Here is a 17,281-nt window from a genome sequence, read left to right as displayed (position 1 = left end):
TGGGTGCGACGGCCCGAGCGGACGATGCGCCGACAGCCGCACGGCCGGAAGACTGATGGCTTCTCACGGACGACAAGGAGGACTTCGTATGCGCCGGAAACCCCTGGCCCTGGCTCTTGCCGCCACCGCCGTCGTCGCGACCTGGGTCGCCCCGGCAGCGGGCGCGACACCGGACGCGGCGGCCACCGCACCGGCACCGGCACCGCTGAAGTGGGGGCCCTGTCCGGGGGCGAACCCTCCGAAACAGCTCCAGTGCGGCACGCTGAAGGTGCCGCTGGACTACCGCGATCCCGAGGGCCGCCAGATCGAGATCGCGGTCTCCCGGCTGCCGAGCCAGAAGCCCGCGCAGCGCCGCGGTGTGCTGCTCACCAACCCGGGCGGCCCCGGGGTCTCCGGCCTGGGCTACCCGTTGGGCCTCGCCGGGGCGAAACTGCCCCAGCAGGTGCTGGACGCCTACGACATCATCGGTATGGACCCGCGCGGTGTGGGTCGCAGCACCCCGGTGACCTGCGACCTGACGCCGAGCCAGCTCAAGCGCGGCGCGTACCCCACGTACGCCCACGGCCCGACCGACGTCGTGCGCGAGGCACGGTACGCGCGTGGCCTCGCCCGGCAGTGCGCCGCGTCCGACACCGCGTGGATGCTGCCGCACACCACGACGGCGAACACCGCGCGGGACATGGACCGCATCCGGGCCGCCGTCGGCGAGCCCAAGATCTCCTACCTCGGAGCCTCGTACGGCACCCAGCTCGGTGCCACCTACGCGCACCTGTTCCCCGAGCGCGGCGACCGGATCGTGCTCGACAGCGTCCTCGGCCCGCGCGGCTACGACGTCACCGCGTTCCGGCTGCTGGCACGCGGCATGGAGGACCGGTTCCCCGACTTCGCGGCGTACGCGTCCCAGCACCCCGCGTACGGCCTCGGCACCACCCCCGTCGAGGTGGAGGCCACGTACGCCGCCCTCGCCCGCCGCCTGGACGCCGAGCCGCAGGGGAACATCACTGGAACCCTGTTCCGCGGGCTGACCCTGGAGCTGCTCTACTCCGAAGCGCAGCTTCCGGAGCTGGCGACGATGTGGCAGACCCTGAAGGCGGGGAAGCCCTACCCCTTCGAGCCGACACCGGACCAGGAGAACACCGCGGCCTCCCGCCTCCACGTCCTGTGCGCGGACTCCCGGTGGCCCCGCCACCAGATCGGCTACCAACTGAACGTCCTGGTCGACCGCGCGCGGTATCCGAAGCTCGGCGCTTCGACGGCGAACATCACCCCCTGCGCGTTCTGGCCGTCCGAGCACCGCGAGCCCCCGGTGCGCATCGGCGACCGGGGACCGTCGAACATCCTGCTGGTCCAGAACGAACGCGACCCGGGAACCCCGCTGGCGGGAGCCCTGAAGCTCCGGCAGGCGCTGGGCCAACGGGCCAGGATGGTCACCGCCGACCAGGGCGGCCACGGCGTCTACCCCTTCGGCACCAACACCTGCGCCAACGAGGCTGCCACCAGGTTCCTCACCACGGGCAAGCGCCCGGCGGGCGATCTGCGCTGCGCCGCGGGGTAGCCGACGGGACACCGCCTGGGAACGCCTGGAGCGATGCGACATCGGTCAGCCTCGCGGCAGGCGTTCCCACGGTCGGGTCATCCGGATCCGGTTCCTGGCGGAGGCCTCCGAGCCGCGGTGGGCGGTCCCGCCCGAGGCCGGCTGGACCGCCGATGACCTGGACACACTCCCGAATCTGCCTCCGCACACGGAGCTGATCGACGGGAGCCTCGTTTTCATGAATCCGCAGACCTTGTTCCATTCGTGGGCGATCAGTTTCTTCGGCGAATACGTGCGGGCAGCCGCACCGGCTGCGCTGGAGACGATCAGCCGGTAGGTCCCGCCGCCCTGGCCGCGCCTCACTCGTACTCGGGCGGCTCCTCGTCCCAGCCGAACTCGGGGTCGCCGACCGGCTGGGCTGCGGGGGCCTTCTTACGCGCCGGGGCCGGAGCCGCAGCCGCCGCGCGGGGCGCGGGTGCCGTCGGCGCGGGAGCCTCCGGAGCGGCGGCCGCCGCAGCCGGGGACGTCTCCGCCAGGACCTCCAGGACGCCTTCCCCGTACGTCGCGAGCTTCTTCTCGCCCAGGCCGCTGATGCCGCCCAGCTCCGCGAGCGAGGACGGGTGCAGGGTCGCGATCTCCCGCAGCGTCGCATCGTGGAAGATCACGTACGCCGGGACGCCCTGCTCCTTGGCCGTCGCGCCGCGCCAGGCGCGCAGCGCCTCGAAGACCGGGACGGCGGAGGCGGGGAGGTCGGCCGCGGCCGCCTTGCCCTTGGCGCCCTTGGAGCCGCCGGCCGAGGACGACGAGCGGGTCGTCGGCTTCTTCGGCTCCTTGCGGAGCAGGACCTCCCGCTCGCGGCCGAGCACCGTGGCGCTGTCGTCGGTGAGGACCAGCGTGCCGTACTCCCCCTCGACCGCGAGCAGGCCCTGCGCCAGCAGTTGGCGGACCACGCCGCGCCACTCCGCCTCGGCGAGCTCCTCGCCGATGCCGAAGACGGAGAGCTGGTCGTGGTCGAACTGGATGACCTTGGCGGTCTTGCGGCCGAGCAGGATGTCGATGATCTGGCCCGCGCCGAACTTCTGGTTCCGCTCGCGCTTGAGGCGGACCACCGTGGAGAGCAGCTTCTGCGAGACGACCGTGCCGTCCCAGGTCTCCGGCGGGGTCAGGCAGGTGTCGCAGTTGCCGCAGTTCGCGGCCGTGGGCTCCTGGCCGAAGTAGGTCAGCAGTTGGGACCGGCGGCACTGGACGGTCTCGCAGAGCGCCAGCATCGAGTCCAGGTGGGCGGCGGCCCGGCGGCGGTGGGCCTCGTCGCCCTCGCCGCCCTGGATGAGCTTGCGCTGCTGGACGACGTCCTGGAGCCCGTACGCCATCCAGGCCGTCGACGGCTCCCCGTCCCGGCCCGCGCGGCCGGTCTCCTGGTAGTACCCCTCGACGGACTTCGGGAGGTCCAGGTGGGCGACGAAGCGGACGTCCGGCTTGTCGATGCCCATGCCGAAGGCGATGGTCGCGACGACGACGAGGCCCTCCTCGCGGAGGAAGCGCGCCTGGTGGGTGGCGCGCGTGGAGGCGTCCAGGCCCGCGTGGTACGGGACGGCGTTGATGCCGTTGCGGGTCAGATACTCCGCGATCTTCTCCGTGGAGGCGCGGGAGAGGCAGTAGACGATGCCCGCGTCCCCCTCGTGCTCCTCCTTGAGGAAGGTGAGGAGCTGCTTCTTGGGGTCGGACTTCGGGACGATCCGGTACTGGATGTTGGGCCGGTCGAAGCTGGCGACGAAGTGCTTCGCGTCCGGCATGCCGAGACGGCGGGTGATCTCCTGGTGTGTGGCGTCCGTGGCCGTCGCCGTCAGGGCGATGCGCGGGACGTCGGGCCAGCGCTCGCCGAGCACCGACAGGGCCAGATAGTCCGGGCGGAAGTCGTGGCCCCACTGGGCGACGCAGTGCGCCTCGTCGATCGCGAAGACGGAGATCTCGCCCCGGGCCAGCAGCGAGAGCGTGGAGTCCAGCCGCAGCCGCTCCGGCGCCAGGTAGAGCAGGTCCAGCTCGCCCGCGAGGAACTGGGCCTCCATCGAGCGGCGCTCGTCGAAGTCCTGCGTGGAGTTCATGAAGCCGGCCCGCACACCGAGCGCGCGCAGGGCGTCGACCTGGTCCTGCATGAGGGCGATCAGCGGGGAGACGACGACCCCGGTACCGCGCCTGACCAGGGACGGGATCTGGTAGCAGAGGGACTTTCCGCCACCGGTCGGCATGAGCACGACGGCGTCCCCGCCGGACACCACATGCTCGATGACCGCGCCCTGCTCGCCGCGGAACGCGTCGTATCCGAAGACCCGGTGCAGCGTCCGCTGCGCCTCGGTCTCGGAGCGGTCAGCGGTGTCGGTCCCGTTGCCGGTCACCGTCCCGGTCACATCCATGGTCACGCTTTCCAATGCTCTGTCCCCCGGGGTCCGCGGCCGTCCGGCCCGTGGCCCCTGCCGCCCGCGCCGTCCGCGCCGTCCGGCCCTTGTCCGTCTGCTCTCCGTCCCCGACCACGATAGGCGCCTCCTACGACAACGCCGGACGGTCTGTGGATAAAGACCGTCCGGCACTGTTCGCTGTGCGTTGCGCCTACCGCACGAAGACCCCCGCCTGGCCCGCGAGGTCCAGGAAGAACTGCGGGGCCAGGCCCAGCACCAGCGTGACCGCCACACCGACCGCGATCGTCGTCATGGTCAGCGGGGACGGGACGGCGACCGTGGGGCCGTCCGCCTTCGGCTCGCTGAAGAACATCAGGACGATCACGCGGATGTAGAAGAAGGCGGCGATCGCCGACGAGATCACACCGATCACGACCAGCGCGCCCGCGCCGCTCTCCGCCGCCGCCTTGAAGACGGCGAACTTGCCGGAGAAGCCCGAGGTGAGCGGGATCCCGGCGAAGGCCAGCAGGAACACCGCGAAGACCGCAGCGGTCAGCGGCGAGCGGCGGCCGAGCCCGGCCCACTTCGACAGGTGCGTGGCCTCGCCGCCCGCGTCCCGTACCAGCGTGACGACGGCGAACGCGCCGACCGTCACGAAGGAGTACGCGCCCAGGTAGAAGAGGACCGAGGAGACCCCTTCCGGGCTGGTCGCGATCACACCGGCCAGGATGAAGCCGGCGTGCGCGATCGAGGAGTAGGCCAGCAGCCGCTTGATGTCGGTCTGGGTGATCGCGACGATCGCCCCGCCCAGCATCGTGATGATGGCCACCGCCCACAGCACCGGCCGCAGGTCCCAGGTGAGCCCGGGGAGCACCACGTACAGCAGGCGCAGCAGGGCGCCGAACGCGGCGACCTTGGTGGCGGCGGCCATGAAGCCGGTGACCGGGGTCGGGGCGCCCTGGTAGACGTCCGGGGTCCACATGTGGAACGGGACGGCACCGACCTTGAAGAGCAGGCCGACCAGGATCAGCGCGCCGCCGATGAGCAGCAGCGCGTCGTTGCCCATGGTGCCGGCGAGGGCGGGGTCGATCTCCAGGACCGAGCCGTCGACGACGTTGGCGATGGTGGCGTACGAGAGGGAGCCCGCGTAGCCGTAGAGGAGGGCGATCCCGAAGAGCAGGAACGCCGAGGAGAACGCGCCGAGCAGGAAGTACTTCACGGCCGCCTCCTGCGACATCAGCCGCTTGCGGCGGGCGACGGCGCAGAGGAGGTAGAGCGGGAGCGAGAAGACTTCCAGCGCGATGAAGAGGGTCAGCAGGTCGTTGGCGGCGGGGAAGACGAGCATGCCCGCCACCGAGAACAGGACCAGCGGGAAGACCTCGGTGGTGGCGAAGCCCGCGCGGACGGCGGCCTTCTCGGCGTCGCTGCCGGGGACCGTACCGGCCTGGGCGGCGAAGGAGTCGACCCGGTTGCCGTGGGCGGCGGGGTCGAGCCGGCGTTCGGCGAAGGTGAAGACGGCCACCACGGAGACCAGGAGAATGGTCCCCTGGAGGAACAGAGTGGGGCCGTCGATCGCGATGGCGCCCATGGCCGCGATCTGGGCCTTCGTCGTGGCGTACCCGCCGGCCGCGAGGGACACGACGGCGGCGAACGCGGCGGCCAGCGCCACCACGGTCAGCAGGAGCTGGGCGTGGTAGCGGGCCTTACGCGGGACGAAGGCCTCCACCAGGATGCCCAGGACGGCGCCGATCACGATGATCAGGACGGGCGCGAGCTGGGCGTACTCGATCGTGGGCGCCGTGAAGCGGTCCCCCGGGGCTGCGGATGTCACCCCGCTCGCCGTCGTCCACAGGCTGTGGACAGCTGTTGCGCTCACTTGGCGGCCTCCACCTCGGGCTGGGGGTCCTTCTTCTGTACGTCGGACATGGTGTGCTTGACCGCCGGGTTGACGACCTCGGTGAGCGGCTTCGGGAAGACGCCCAGCAGGAGCAGGAGCGCGATCAGCGGTACGGCGACCACCAGCTCACGCGCCTTGAGGTCGGGCATGGTGCGGACCGACTCGGCGACCGGGCCGGTCATCGTCCGCTGGTAGAGGACGAGGACGTAGATCGCGGCGAGCACGATGCCGGAGGTGGCGATGATCCCGGCCACCGGGTAGGCGCTGAACGTGCCGACGAGGACCAGGAACTCGCTGACGAACGGGGCGAGTCCCGGCAGTGACAGCGTCGCCAGACCGCCGATGAGGAAGGTGCCCGCCAGCACGGGGGCGACCTTCTGCACCCCGCCGTAGTCCGCGATGAGCCGCGAGCCGCGCCGGGTGATGAGGAATCCGGCGACCAGCAGCAGCGCTGCGGTGGAGATGCCGTGGTTGACCATGTAGAGCGTGGCGCCCGACTGGCCCTGGCTGGTCATCGCGAAGATGCCCAGGATGATGAAGCCGAAGTGCGAGATCGAGGCGTAGGCGATGAGCCGCTTGATGTCGCGCTGGCCGACCGCGAGCAGTGCTCCGTAGACGATGGAGACGAGCGCCAGGGCGATGACGACCGGCGTCGCCCACTTGCTGGCCTCCGGGAAGAGCCCGAGGCAGAAGCGGAGCATCGCGAAGGTGCCGACCTTGTCGACGATCGCGGTGATGAGCACGGCCACCGGTGCGGTCGCCTCGCCCATCGCGTTGGGCAGCCAGGTGTGCAGCGGCCAGAGCGGGGCCTTGATCGCGAAGGCGAGGAAGAACCCGAGGAAGAGCCACCGCTCGGTGGAGGTCGCCATCTCCAGGGTGCCGTCGGCGCGGGCCGCCGCGATCTCGGAGAGCGAGAAGCTGCCCGCGACCACGTAGAGCCCGATGACGGCGGCCAGCATGATCAGGCCACCGGCCAGGTTGTAGAGGAGGAACTTGACCGCCGCGTACGAGCGTTGCTTCGAGGCGTTCTCGTCGCTGCCCGCGTGGGCCCGGTCGCCGAAGCCGCCGATGAGGAAGTACATCGGGATGAGCATGGCTTCGAACAGGATGTAGAAGAGGAAGACGTCGGTCGCGAGGAACGACAGGATCACCATGGCCTCGACCATGAGGATCAGCGCGAAGAAGCCCTGGGTGGGGCGCCAGCGCGAGGACTTCGTCTCCAGGGGGTCCGCGTCGTGCCAGCCGGCCACGATGACGAACGGGATGAGCAGCGCGGTGAGCCCGAGGAGGGCCACCCCGATACCGTCCACGCCCAGTTCGTACCGGACGCCGAAGTCGGCGATCCAGGCCTTGGACTCGGTCAGTTGGTAGCGGTCGCCGCCCGGCTCGAAGCGGGCGAAGACGATGCCCGCCAGGACGAGCGTGCCCAGCGAGAAGAACAGCGCGACCCATTTGGCCACGGTGCGCTGTGCGGCGGGGACGGCGGCGGTGACGATGGCTCCGATGGCCGGGAGCGCCGCCGTCGCGGTCAGGAGGGGAAAGGACATGTGATCAGACCGCCCTCATCAGCAGGGTCGCGGCGATGACGACCGCCGCACCGCCGAACATCGAGACCGCGTAGGAGCGGGCGTAGCCGTTCTGCAGCTTGCGCAGCCGGCCGGAGAGCCCGCCGACCGACGCGGCCGTGCCGTTGACGACGCCGTCGACCAGGGAGTGGTCGACGTAGACGAGCGAGCGGGTGAGGTGCTCGCCGCCGCGGACCAGGACCACGTGGTTGAAGTCGTCCTGGAGCAGGTCGCGGCGGGCCGCCCGGGTGAGCAGCGAGCCGCGCGGGGCCACGACGGGCACCGGCTTGCGCCCGTACATCGTCCAGGCGATCGCGACGCCGATGACCAGGGCCACCACGGTGGCTCCGGTGACGGTGGCCACGCTCAGCGGGGAGTGCCCGTGCTCGTAACCGGTGACCGGCTCCAGCCAGTTGACGAAGCGGTCACCGATGGCGAAGAAGCCACCGGCGAAGACCGATCCGACGGCCAGCACGATCATCGGGAGCGTCATGGACTTCGGGGACTCGTGCGGGTGCGGCTCGTGGCCCTCCGCGTCGGGCTGCCAGCGCTTCTCACCGAAGAAGGTCATCAGCATCACGCGCGTCATGTAGAAGGCGGTGATCGCGGCGCCGAGAAGGGCTACGGAGCCGAGGATCCAGCCCTCGGTGCCGCCCTTGGCGAAGGCCGCCTCGATGATCTTGTCCTTGGAGAAGAAGCCGGACAGGCCCGGGAAGCCGATGATGGCGAGGTAGCCGAGGCCGAAGGTGATGAAGGTGACCGGCATGTACTTCCGCAGGCCGCCGTACTTGCGCATGTCGACCTCGTCGTTCATGCCGTGCATCACCGAACCGGCTCCCAGGAAGAGCCCGGCCTTGAAGAAGCCGTGCGTCACCAGGTGCATGATCGCGAAGGCGTACCCGATCGGGCCGAGGCCCGCGGCGAGGATCATGTAGCCGATCTGCGACATCGTGGAGCCCGCGAGCGCCTTCTTGATGTCGTCCTTCGCGCAACCGACGATCGCACCGAAGATCAGCGTGACCGCACCGACGATGGCGACGACCAGTTGGGCGTCCGGAGCGCCGTTGAAGATGGCGCCGGAGCGGACGATCAGATAGACACCGGCGGTGACCATGGTCGCGGCGTGGATGAGGGCGGAGACCGGGGTCGGGCCCTCCATCGCGTCACCGAGCCAGGACTGGAGCGGCACCTGGGCCGACTTGCCGCAGGCGGCCAGCAGCAGCATCAGGCCGATCGCCGTCAGCTTGCCCTCGCTGGTGTCACCGGTCGCCTCCAGCACCGGCCCGAAGGCGAAGGTGCCGAAGGTGGTGAACATCAGCATGATGGCGATCGAAAGACCCACGTCACCGACGCGGTTGACCAGGAACGCCTTCTTCGCCGCGGTGGCCGCGCTGGGCTTGTGCTGCCAGAAGCCGATGAGCAGGTACGACGCCAGACCGACGCCCTCCCACCCGACGTACAGCAGCAGGTAGTTGTCGGCGATGACCAGGATCAGCATCGCCGCGAGGAACAGGTTGAGATAGCCGAAGAAGCGGCGCCTGCGCTCGTCGTGCTCCATGTAGCCGATGGAGTAGATGTGGATCAGGGTGCCCACACCGGTGATGAGCAGGACGAACGTCATCGACAACTGGTCGAGCTGGAAGGCGATGTCGGCCTGGAAGCCCTCCACCGGAATCCAGCTGAACAGGTGCTGGTGCAGGGCCCGGTCCTCGGCGCCCTTCCCCAGCATGTCGGCGAAGAGGACGACGCCGATGACGAACGACGCGGCGGCGAGCACCGTGCCGAGCCAGTGCCCGGTCTTGTCCAGCCGGCGGCCGCCGCAGAGCAGGACCGCCGCTCCGAGCAGGGGCGCCGCGACGAGCAGCGCGATCAGGTTCTCCACGATTCCGGTCCCCTTACAGCTTCATCAGGCTGGCGTCGTCGACCGAGGCCGAGTGGCGGGAGCGGAACAACGACACGATGATCGCGAGCCCGACGACGACTTCCGCGGCGGCGACGACCATCACGAAGAACGCGACGATCTGTCCGTCGAGGTTTCCGTGCATCCGGGAGAACGTGACGAGCGCCAGGTTGCACGCGTTGAGCATCAGCTCGACGCACATGAACAGCACGATCACGTTCCGCCGGATCAGCACCCCGGAGGCACCGATCGCGAACAACAGGGCCGCGAGGTAGAGATAGTTGACCGGGTTCACTTGGCGGCCTCCGAATTCTCCGCCGCGGAGGCGGGGTTCGCCCCGCGTGCCACGGTGTCCGCGTCCTCACGTCCGAGCCGCTCGCCGGAGCGCTGCTCCAGCGCCTTGAGATCGGCGAGGGCCTCCTGGGAGACATCGCGGATCTGGCCCCGGTCGCGCAGCGTCTTCATGACGGTCAGGTCGGACGGGGTGCCGTCGGGCAGCAGACCGGCGATGTCCACCGCGTTGTGCCGGGCGTAGACACCGGGGGCGGGCAGCGGCGGGAGGTGCTTGCCGCGCACGCGCTCCTCGGACATCTCCCGCTGGGTCTTGGCCCGTTCGGTGCGCTCGCGGTGCGTGAGCACCATCGCCCCGACGGTCGCGGTGATCAGCAGGGCGCCGGTGATCTCGAAGGCGAAGACGTACTTGGTGAAGATGAGGTTGGCGAGGCCCTCGACGTTGCCGCCGTGCAGGGCGTTGGCGGCGCCGAGCCCGTTGAAGGAGGACAGCGACGCGTTGCCGATGCCCCCGATCAGCAGGATGCCGAAGCCGAGGCCGCAGCCGACGGCCAGCCAGCGCTGCCCCTTGAGGGTCTCCTTGAGGGAGTCCGCCGCGGTGACGCCGACGAGCATGACGACGAAGAGGAACAGCATCATGATCGCGCCGGTGTAGACGATGATCTGGACGATGCCGAGGAAATAGGCGCCGTTGGCGAGATAGAAGACGGCCAGGACGACCATGGTCCCGGCGAGCGCCAGGGCGCTGTGCACCGACTTCTTCAGCAGGATCGTGGAGAAGGCGCCGATCACGGCGACGGTCCCCAGGATCCAGAACTGGACGGCCTCACCGGTCGAGGTGGTGGCGGACGCGGCGATCGCGTTCATGCGCCCGCCCCCCTGCCCTGCTGGGCGCCGGCGGAGCCCGCGGACTCGTCGGTCTTGACCTCGCCCTTGGAGAGCGCCGGCTGCGGCACCGTACCCGGAGCGGCCTCGGTGACCAGGCCCCGGTAGTAGTCCTGTTCGTCCATGCCCGGGAAGATCGCGTGCGGGCTGTCGACCATGCCTTCCTCCAGCCCCGCGAGCAGCTCCTCCTTGGTGTAGATGAGGCTCTCGCGGGTGGTGTTGGCGAGCTCGAACTCGTTCGTCATCGTCAGCGCGCGGGTGGGGCAGGCCTCGATGCAGAGTCCGCAGAGGATGCAGCGCGCGTAGTTGATCTGGTAGACGCGGCCGTAGCGCTCGCCCGGGGAGTAGCGCTCCTCCTCCGTGTTGTCCGCGCCCTCCACGTAGATGGCGTCCGCCGGACACGCCCAGGCGCACAGCTCGCAGCCGACGCACTTCTCCAGGCCGTCCGGGTGGCGGTTGAGCTGGTGGCGGCCGTGGAAGCGGGGCGCCGTCACCTTCGGCGTCTCGGGATACTGCTCGGTGAGCCGCTTCTTGAACATGGCCTTGAAGGTCACGCCGAAGCCGGCCACGGGGTTCTGGAACTTCTCCGCCGCCGCTCCCGATTCGCCCGAGGACCCAGCGGATCCCGATGAGCCCGTGAGCTCTGGTTTCTCAGACACCGCCGGCCTCCTTTCCGTCACTCGCGTTTCCGTCACTCTGAGTATCGGGCCCACCACTGACAACGAGCTCCCGCTCGCGCCTCGGTACGCGCCTGGGCACCGGCGGCAGGCTCTGTCCGGGCAGCGGTGGCACCGGGAATCCGCCCGCCATCGGGTCGAACGCGGGCTCCGGTCCGGTCTCCGCCTCCTGGGCCCTGACCCTGCGGTCGCGGAACATGTCCACGACCAGGGAGATCAGCAGGATGGCGAGCACCGCCCCGCCGACGTACAGGACGATCCGGGAGAAGTCGTAGCCCTCGTTCCGCAGCGCGCGGACGGTGGCGACGAGCATCAGCCAGCCCACCGAGACCGGGATCAGGACCTTCCAGCCGAGCTTCATCAACTGGTCGTAGCGGACGCGTGGCAGCGTGCCGCGCAGCCAGATGAAGAAGAAGATCAGCGCCTGGAGCTTCAGGAAGAACCAGAGCATCGGCCACCAGCCGTGGTTCGCCCCCTCCCAGAACGCGGAGATCGGGTACGGGGCCCGCCAGCCGCCGAGGAACAGCGTCACCGCGATCATCGACACGGTCACCATGTGGATGTACTCGGCGAGCATGAACATCGCGAACTTGATGGAGCTGTACTCGGTGTTGAAGCCGCCGACCAGGTCGCCCTCGGACTCCGGCATGTCGAACGGGGCCCGGCTGGCCTCGCCGACCATCGTCACCATGTAGATGAGGAAGGACATCGGCAGCAGGATGATGTACCACCGGTCGCCCTGCGCCTCCACGATGGTGGAGGTCGACATCGACCCGGAGTAGAGGAAGACCGAGGCGAACGCGGCGCCCATGGCGATCTCGTAGCTGATCATCTGGGCGCACGAACGGATCCCGCCGAGCAGCGGGTACGTCGAGCCGGAGGACCAGCCGCCGAGCACGAAGCCGTACACGCCGACCGCGCCGACCGCGAGGATGTAGAGCGCGGCGATCGGCAGGTCGGTGAGCTGCATCGTCGTACGGGTGCCGAAGATCGAGACCTCGTTGCCCGCGGGCCCGAAGGGGATGACCGCGACGGCCATGAAGGCGGGGATCGCCGCGAGGATCGGCGCGAGGACGTAGACCGCCTTGTCCGCGCGCTTGACGACGACGTCTTCCTTCAGCATCAGTTTGACGCCGTCGGCGAGCGACTGGAGCAGTCCCCAGGGGCCATGCCGGTTGGGGCCGATACGCAGCTGCATCCAGGCGACGACCTTGCGCTCCCACACGATGGAGAAGAGCACGATCAGCATCAGGAACGCGAAGCAGAAGACCGCCTTGACCAGCACCAGCCACCAGGGGTCGGTGCCGAACATCGAGAGGTCCTCGGCGGCGATGACGGCACCCTGGGGCGCCGTGGTGAGTACGGTGAGGCCCATCACGCTCGTACCTCCGACGGTTCTACGGGAGCGCCCGGCGCGGCGGCCGGGCCGATCCGGACCAGGCCACCGGGGTTGGCGCCGGTGTCGGCGGGGATGCCGCGTCCCACCGAGTTCAGCGGCACCCAGACCACGCGGTCCGGCATGTCGGTGACCTGGAGCGGGAGTTCGGCGGTGCCGGCCGGGCCGGTGACGGCGAGCAGGTCGCCGTCCTTGACGCCGGTCTCCGCCGCCGTGGTGGCGGAGAGCCGGGCGACGGCGGCGTGCCGGGTTCCGGCGAGCGCGGTGTCGCCCTCCTGGAGCCGGCCGAGGTCGAGCAGCATCCGGTGGCCCGCGAGGACCGCCTCGCCGTCGCCGGGCCGGGGCAGCGGCTGCGCCGGCTCGCGCGGGTCGTCCGCGTGGCCGCCCTCCCAGCCGCCGAGCCGGTCCAGCTCGCGGCGGGCGGCGGTCAGGTCCGGCAGCGCGAAGTGCACGTCCATGGCGTCGGCCAGCATGTGCAGCACCCGGGAATCGACCGGCGAGAGCGTACGGGGCATCTGCTCCGGCTTCAGCGCCGCCTGGAACATCCGGACCCGGCCCTCCCAGTTGAGGAAGGTGCCGGACTTCTCCGCGACGGCGGCGACCGGGAAGACCACGTCGGCCCGGGCGGTGACCTCGCTCGGCCGCAGCTCCAGCGAGACCAGGAACCCGACCTCGTCCAGCGCCTTCAGCGCCCGCGCCGGGTCCGGCAGATCCTCCACGCCGACGCCGGCGACGACCAGCGCGGCCAGTTCACCGGTGGCCGCGGCCTCGATGATCTGGCCGGTGTCGCGGCCGTGGCGGGCGGGCAGTTCGGCGACGCGCCAGACGGCGGCCACCTCGTCGCGGGCCCGCGGGTCGGTGGCCGGGCGGCCGCCGGGGAGCAGGGTGGGGAGCGCGCCGGTCTCCACCGCGCCCCGGTCGCCCGCCCGGCGCGGAATCCACACCAGGCGTGCGCCGGTCGCGGCGGCGGTACGAATAGCGGCGGAAAGTGCGCCGGGCACACCCGCGAGCCGCTCCCCGACGATGATCAGGGAGTGCTCACCGCGCAACGCCTCGGCGGCGGCCGCCCCTTCGGCCTCCAGCCCGACCCCGCCCGCGAGCGCGTCCAGCCACTCGGTCTCGGTGCCGGGGGCAGCGGGCAGCAGCGTGCCGCCCGCCTTCACCAGGCCGCGCGTGGCGTGCGAGGCGAGGGCGAAGGTCTTCTGGCCGCTCTTGCGGTGGGCCTTGCGGAGCCGCAGGAAGACGCCGGGGGCCTCCTCCTCGGACTCGAACCCGACGAGCAGGACCGCGGGGGCCTTCTCCAGCGCGGAGTACGTGACCCCCTCGCCGTCCAGGTCCCGGCCGCGCCCGGCGACACGGGCGGCCAGGAAGTCGGCCTCCTCGGCGCTGTGGACCCGGGAGCGGAAGTCGATGTCGTTGGTGTCGAGGGCGACCCGGGCGAACTTGCTGTACGCGTAGGAGTCCTCGACGGTCAGCCGGCCGCCGGTCAGGACGCCCGCGCGCCCCCGGGCGGCGAGGAGACCGGCCGCCGCGGCTTCCAGCGCCTCGGGCCAGCTCGCCGGCTCCAGGACGCCGTCGGCGTCGCGGACCAGCGGGGTGGTGAGGCGGTCGCGCTGCTGGGCGTAGCGGAAGCCGAACCTCCCCTTGTCGCAGATCCACTCCTCGTTGACCTCGGGCTCGTTGGCCGCGAGGCGCCGCATGACCTTGCCGCGCCGGTGGTCGGTGCGCGTCCCGCAGCCACCGGAGCACTGCTCGCACACCGAGGGGGTGGAGACCAGGTCGAAGGGGCGGGAGCGGAAGCGGTACGCCGCCGAGGTCAGCGCGCCGACCGGACAGATCTGGATGGTGTTGCCGGAGAAGTACGACTCGAAGGGGTCGCCCTCGCCGGTACCGACCTGCTGGAGGGCGCCGCGCTCGATCAGCTCGATCATCGGGTCGCCCGCCACCTGGTTGGAGAACCGGGTGCAGCGCGCGCAGAGCACGCACCGCTCACGGTCCAGCAGCACCTGGGTGGAGATCGGGACGGGCTTCTCGAACGTCCGCTTCTTCCCGTCGAAGCGGGAGTCGGCGCCGCCGTGCGACATCGCCTGGTTCTGGAGCGGGCACTCGCCGCCCTTGTCGCAGACCGGGCAGTCCAGCGGGTGGTTGATCAGCAGCAGCTCCATCACGCCCTTCTGCGCCTTCTCGGCGACAGGAGAGGTGATCTGCGACTTGACGACCATGCCGTCGGTGCAGGTGATGGTGCAGGAGGCCATCGGCTTCCGCTGGCCCTCGACCTCGACGATGCACTGGCGGCAGGCGCCGGCCGGGTCGAGGAGCGGGTGGTCGCAGAAGCGCGGGATCTCGATGCCGAGGAGCTCGGCGGCCCGGATGACCAGGGTCCCCTTGGGGACGCTGATCTCGATGCCGTCGATGGTCAGCGTGACCAGGTCCTCGGGCGGGATGGCCGCCTCGCCGCCCCCGGAGGGCGCACTCGTGGTGACTGTCATGCGTTCACCCCCCGGTGAGCGTTCTTGCCGTCGGTGTTCTTGTCGTCGGCCCAGGCCGTGGATTTCGCGGGGTCGAAGGGGCAGCCCTTGCCCGTGATGTGCTGCTCGTACTCCTCGCGGAAGTACTTGAGCGAGGAGAAGATCGGTGAGGCGGCACCGTCGCCGAGCGCGCAGAACGACTTGCCGTTGATGTTGTCGGCGATGTCGTTCAGCTTGTCCAGGTCGGCCATCTGGCCCTTGCCCGCCTCGATGTCACGGAGCAACTGGACCAGCCAGTACGTCCCTTCGCGGCAGGGCGTGCACTTGCCGCAGGACTCGTGGGCGTAGAACTCGGTCCAGCGGGTGACGGCCCGCACCACGCAGGTCGTCTCGTCGAAGCACTGGAGCGCCTTGGTGCCGAGCATGGACCCGGCGGCGCCGACGCCCTCGTAGTCGAGGGGGACGTCGAGGTGCTCGTCGGTGAACATCGGGGTGGAGGAGCCGCCCGGGGTCCAGAACTTGAGGCGGTGCCCGGCCCGCATCCCGCCGCTCATGTCGAGGAGCTGGCGGAGCGTGATGCCGAGCGGGGCCTCGTACTGGCCGGGGCTGGTGACATGGCCGCTGAGCGAGTAGAGCGTGAAGCCCGGGGACTTCTCGGTGCCCATCGACTTGAACCAGTCCTTGCCGCGGTTCAGGATCGCGGGAACCGAGGCGATGGACTCGACGTTGTTCACCACAGTGGGGCAGGCGTACAGACCGGCGACCGCGGGGAAAGGAGGTCGCAGCCGGGGCTGGCCACGCCGTCCTTCGAGAGAGTCGAGCAGCGCGGTTTCCTCACCACAGATGTACGCGCCGGCACCTGCGTGCACCGTGAGTTCCAGATCGAGCCCTGAGCCCAGGACGTTCGTCCCAAGATAACCCGCCTCGTACGCCTCTCGTACGGCCTCGTGCAGTCGTCGCAGCACGGGGACGACCTCACCGCGCAGATAGATGAACGCGTGCGACGAACGGATCGCGTAACAGGCGATCACGATGCCCTCGATGAGGCTATGCGGGTTCGCGAAGAGGAGCGGGATGTCCTTGCAGGTCCCCGGCTCCGATTCGTCGGCGTTGACAACTAGATAGTGCGGTTTGCCATCGCCCTGCGGGATGAACTGCCACTTCATCCCGGTGGGGAAGCCGGCGCCGCCGCGTCCGCGCAGACCGGAGTCCTTGACGTACGCGATGAGGTCGTCGGGCGACATGGCGAGCGCCTTGCGCAGCCCCTCGTACCCCTCGTGGCGGCGGTAGGTCTCCAGGGTCCAGGACTCCGGCTGGTCCCAGAAGGAGGAGAGGACGGGGGCGAGCAGCTTCTCGGGGCTCGTCCCGTTGTGGTCGATCTCGGCGGCCAAGGTCATCACTCCCCCTCCTCGGCTGCGGGCCCGGCCGGGAACTCCGGGTCGGAGGCCGAGGTCTGCTGCGGTGCGTCGTGCGAGCTGAGGCGCTCGGTCGGCGACGGATCGTGGACCTGCGCGTCGTGCGGCTGCGCGTCGTGCGACGGTGCGTCCTCGCGCTGCCCGCCCCCGGGCTGTCCGTCGCGCGGGGCGACGACCCGGGCCTTGGGCAGGGCCTCGCCCTTGGCGAGCTTGAGCCCGATCAGGGAGGCGGGGCCGGCGCCGCCTGTCGCCTCGACGGCGCCGGGGCGCTCGTCGGGGAAGCCGGCCAGGATGCGGGCGGTCTCCTTGTAGGAGCAGAGCGGGGCGCCGCGGGTGGGCTCGACGGTCCGCCCGGCGATCAGGTCGTCGACGAGCTGCGTGGCGCTCTCGGGCGTCTGGTTGTCGAAGAACTCCCAGTTCACCATCACGACGGGTGCGAAGTCGCAGGCGGCGTTGCACTCGATGTGTTCGAGGGTGACCTTGCCGTCGTCGGTCGTCTCGTTGTTGCCGACGCCGAGGTGCTCCTTGAGCGTGTCGAAGATGGCGTCGCCCCCCATGACCGCGCACAGGGTGTTGGTGCAGACCCCTACCTGGTAATCACCACTGGGCTTGCGGCGGTACATGGAGTAGAAGGTGGCGACGGCCGTGACCTCGGCGGTGGTGAGGTCGAGGGTCTCGGCGCAGAAGGCCATCCCCGTACGGGAGACGTACCCCTCCTCGGACTGGACGAGGTGGAGCAGCGGCAGCAGGGCGGAGCGGCTTCCCGGGTAGCGGGCGATCACCTCCTTCGCGTCCGCGTCGAGCCGGGCGCGCACGTCGGCCGGGTAGGCGGGGGCGGGGAGCTGCGGCATCCCCAGACT

12 protein-coding genes and 1 pseudogene are annotated in these 17,281 nt (G+C 70.3%); 2 read left to right on the top strand and 11 right to left on the bottom strand.

What is annotated here, in order from left to right:
* Window positions 1–88: 88 nt before the first annotated feature.
* Together ACFWRT_RS11275 and ACFWRT_RS11270 are read left to right on the top strand one after the other, a co-directional pair.
* The gene (locus ACFWRT_RS11275) at window positions 89–1,555 is read left to right on the top strand and encodes an alpha/beta hydrolase (protein ID WP_380953522.1); all 1,467 of its coding nucleotides are present in this window, start codon (window positions 89–91) and stop codon (window positions 1,553–1,555) included.
* Between the two features lie 85 nt (window positions 1,556–1,640).
* Window positions 1,641–1,862 (top strand): annotated as a pseudogene (locus tag ACFWRT_RS11270) (Uma2 family endonuclease); the annotation flags it as partial.
* A gap of 31 nt (window positions 1,863–1,893) precedes the next feature.
* On the opposite strand, the gene recQ reads toward ACFWRT_RS11270, so the two are convergent.
* From recQ to nuoE, 11 genes are all read right to left on the bottom strand, one after another.
* A complete protein-coding gene (gene recQ / locus ACFWRT_RS11265; RefSeq protein ID WP_380953569.1) occupies window positions 1,894–3,945 on the bottom strand; it encodes a DNA helicase RecQ in 2,052 nt (683 codons plus the stop codon).
* A gap of 193 nt (window positions 3,946–4,138) precedes the next feature.
* Complete coding sequence (nuoN, locus tag ACFWRT_RS11260; RefSeq protein ID WP_380953521.1) at window positions 4,139–5,803, bottom strand: NADH-quinone oxidoreductase subunit NuoN; 1,665 nt, start codon at window positions 5,801–5,803, stop codon at window positions 4,139–4,141.
* Window positions 5,800–7,371 carry an NADH-quinone oxidoreductase subunit M gene (locus tag ACFWRT_RS11255; protein WP_380953520.1) on the bottom strand — a complete coding sequence of 524 codons (1,572 nt, stop codon included), beginning with the start codon at window positions 7,369–7,371 and terminating at the stop codon, window positions 5,800–5,802. Before ACFWRT_RS11255 ends, nuoN begins: the two co-directional genes overlap by 4 nt.
* Window positions 7,372–7,375: 4 nt before the next feature.
* A complete protein-coding gene (gene nuoL, locus ACFWRT_RS11250; RefSeq protein ID WP_380953519.1) occupies window positions 7,376–9,271 on the bottom strand; it encodes an NADH-quinone oxidoreductase subunit L in 1,896 nt (631 codons plus the stop codon).
* 13 nt (window positions 9,272–9,284) lie between these two features.
* A complete protein-coding gene (gene nuoK / locus ACFWRT_RS11245; RefSeq protein ID WP_018510682.1) occupies window positions 9,285–9,584 on the bottom strand; it encodes an NADH-quinone oxidoreductase subunit NuoK in 300 nt (99 codons plus the stop codon).
* Window positions 9,581–10,447, bottom strand: a complete 867-nt coding sequence (locus tag ACFWRT_RS11240; RefSeq protein ID WP_380953518.1) for an NADH-quinone oxidoreductase subunit J — start codon at window positions 10,445–10,447, stop codon at window positions 9,581–9,583. Before ACFWRT_RS11240 ends, nuoK begins: the two co-directional genes overlap by 4 nt.
* Window positions 10,444–11,124 (bottom strand): NADH-quinone oxidoreductase subunit NuoI, encoded by a 681-nt coding sequence (nuoI, locus tag ACFWRT_RS11235; protein ID WP_380953517.1) that lies wholly within the window; start codon window positions 11,122–11,124, stop codon window positions 10,444–10,446. The genes ACFWRT_RS11240 and nuoI overlap by 4 nt, the downstream gene beginning before the upstream one ends.
* Window positions 11,117–12,517 (bottom strand): NADH-quinone oxidoreductase subunit NuoH, encoded by a 1,401-nt coding sequence (gene nuoH / locus ACFWRT_RS11230; RefSeq protein WP_380953516.1) that lies wholly within the window; start codon window positions 12,515–12,517, stop codon window positions 11,117–11,119. Before nuoH ends, nuoI begins: the two co-directional genes overlap by 8 nt.
* Window positions 12,517–15,027, bottom strand: a complete 2,511-nt coding sequence (locus tag ACFWRT_RS11225) for an NADH-quinone oxidoreductase subunit G (RefSeq protein WP_380953515.1) — start codon at window positions 15,025–15,027, stop codon at window positions 12,517–12,519. The genes nuoH and ACFWRT_RS11225 overlap by 1 nt, the downstream gene beginning before the upstream one ends.
* On the bottom strand, window positions 15,024–16,406 hold the full coding sequence (gene nuoF / locus ACFWRT_RS11220) for an NADH-quinone oxidoreductase subunit NuoF (protein WP_380953514.1): 1,383 nt from the start codon (window positions 16,404–16,406) through the stop codon (window positions 15,024–15,026). Before nuoF ends, ACFWRT_RS11225 begins: the two co-directional genes overlap by 4 nt.
* Window positions 16,403–17,272, bottom strand: coding sequence for an NADH-quinone oxidoreductase subunit NuoE (gene nuoE / locus ACFWRT_RS11215; protein ID WP_380953568.1), 870 nt, complete (start codon window positions 17,270–17,272; stop codon window positions 16,403–16,405). The genes nuoF and nuoE overlap by 4 nt, the downstream gene beginning before the upstream one ends.
* Between the last annotated feature and the right edge of the window lie 9 nt (window positions 17,273–17,281).

Origin of the sequence: Streptomyces cyaneofuscatus (assembly GCF_042718795.1) — a bacterium.
GTDB lineage: Bacteria > Actinomycetota > Actinomycetes > Streptomycetales > Streptomycetaceae > Streptomyces > Streptomyces cyaneofuscatus_A.
This window is presented reverse-complemented; position numbering and strand designations above follow the sequence as displayed.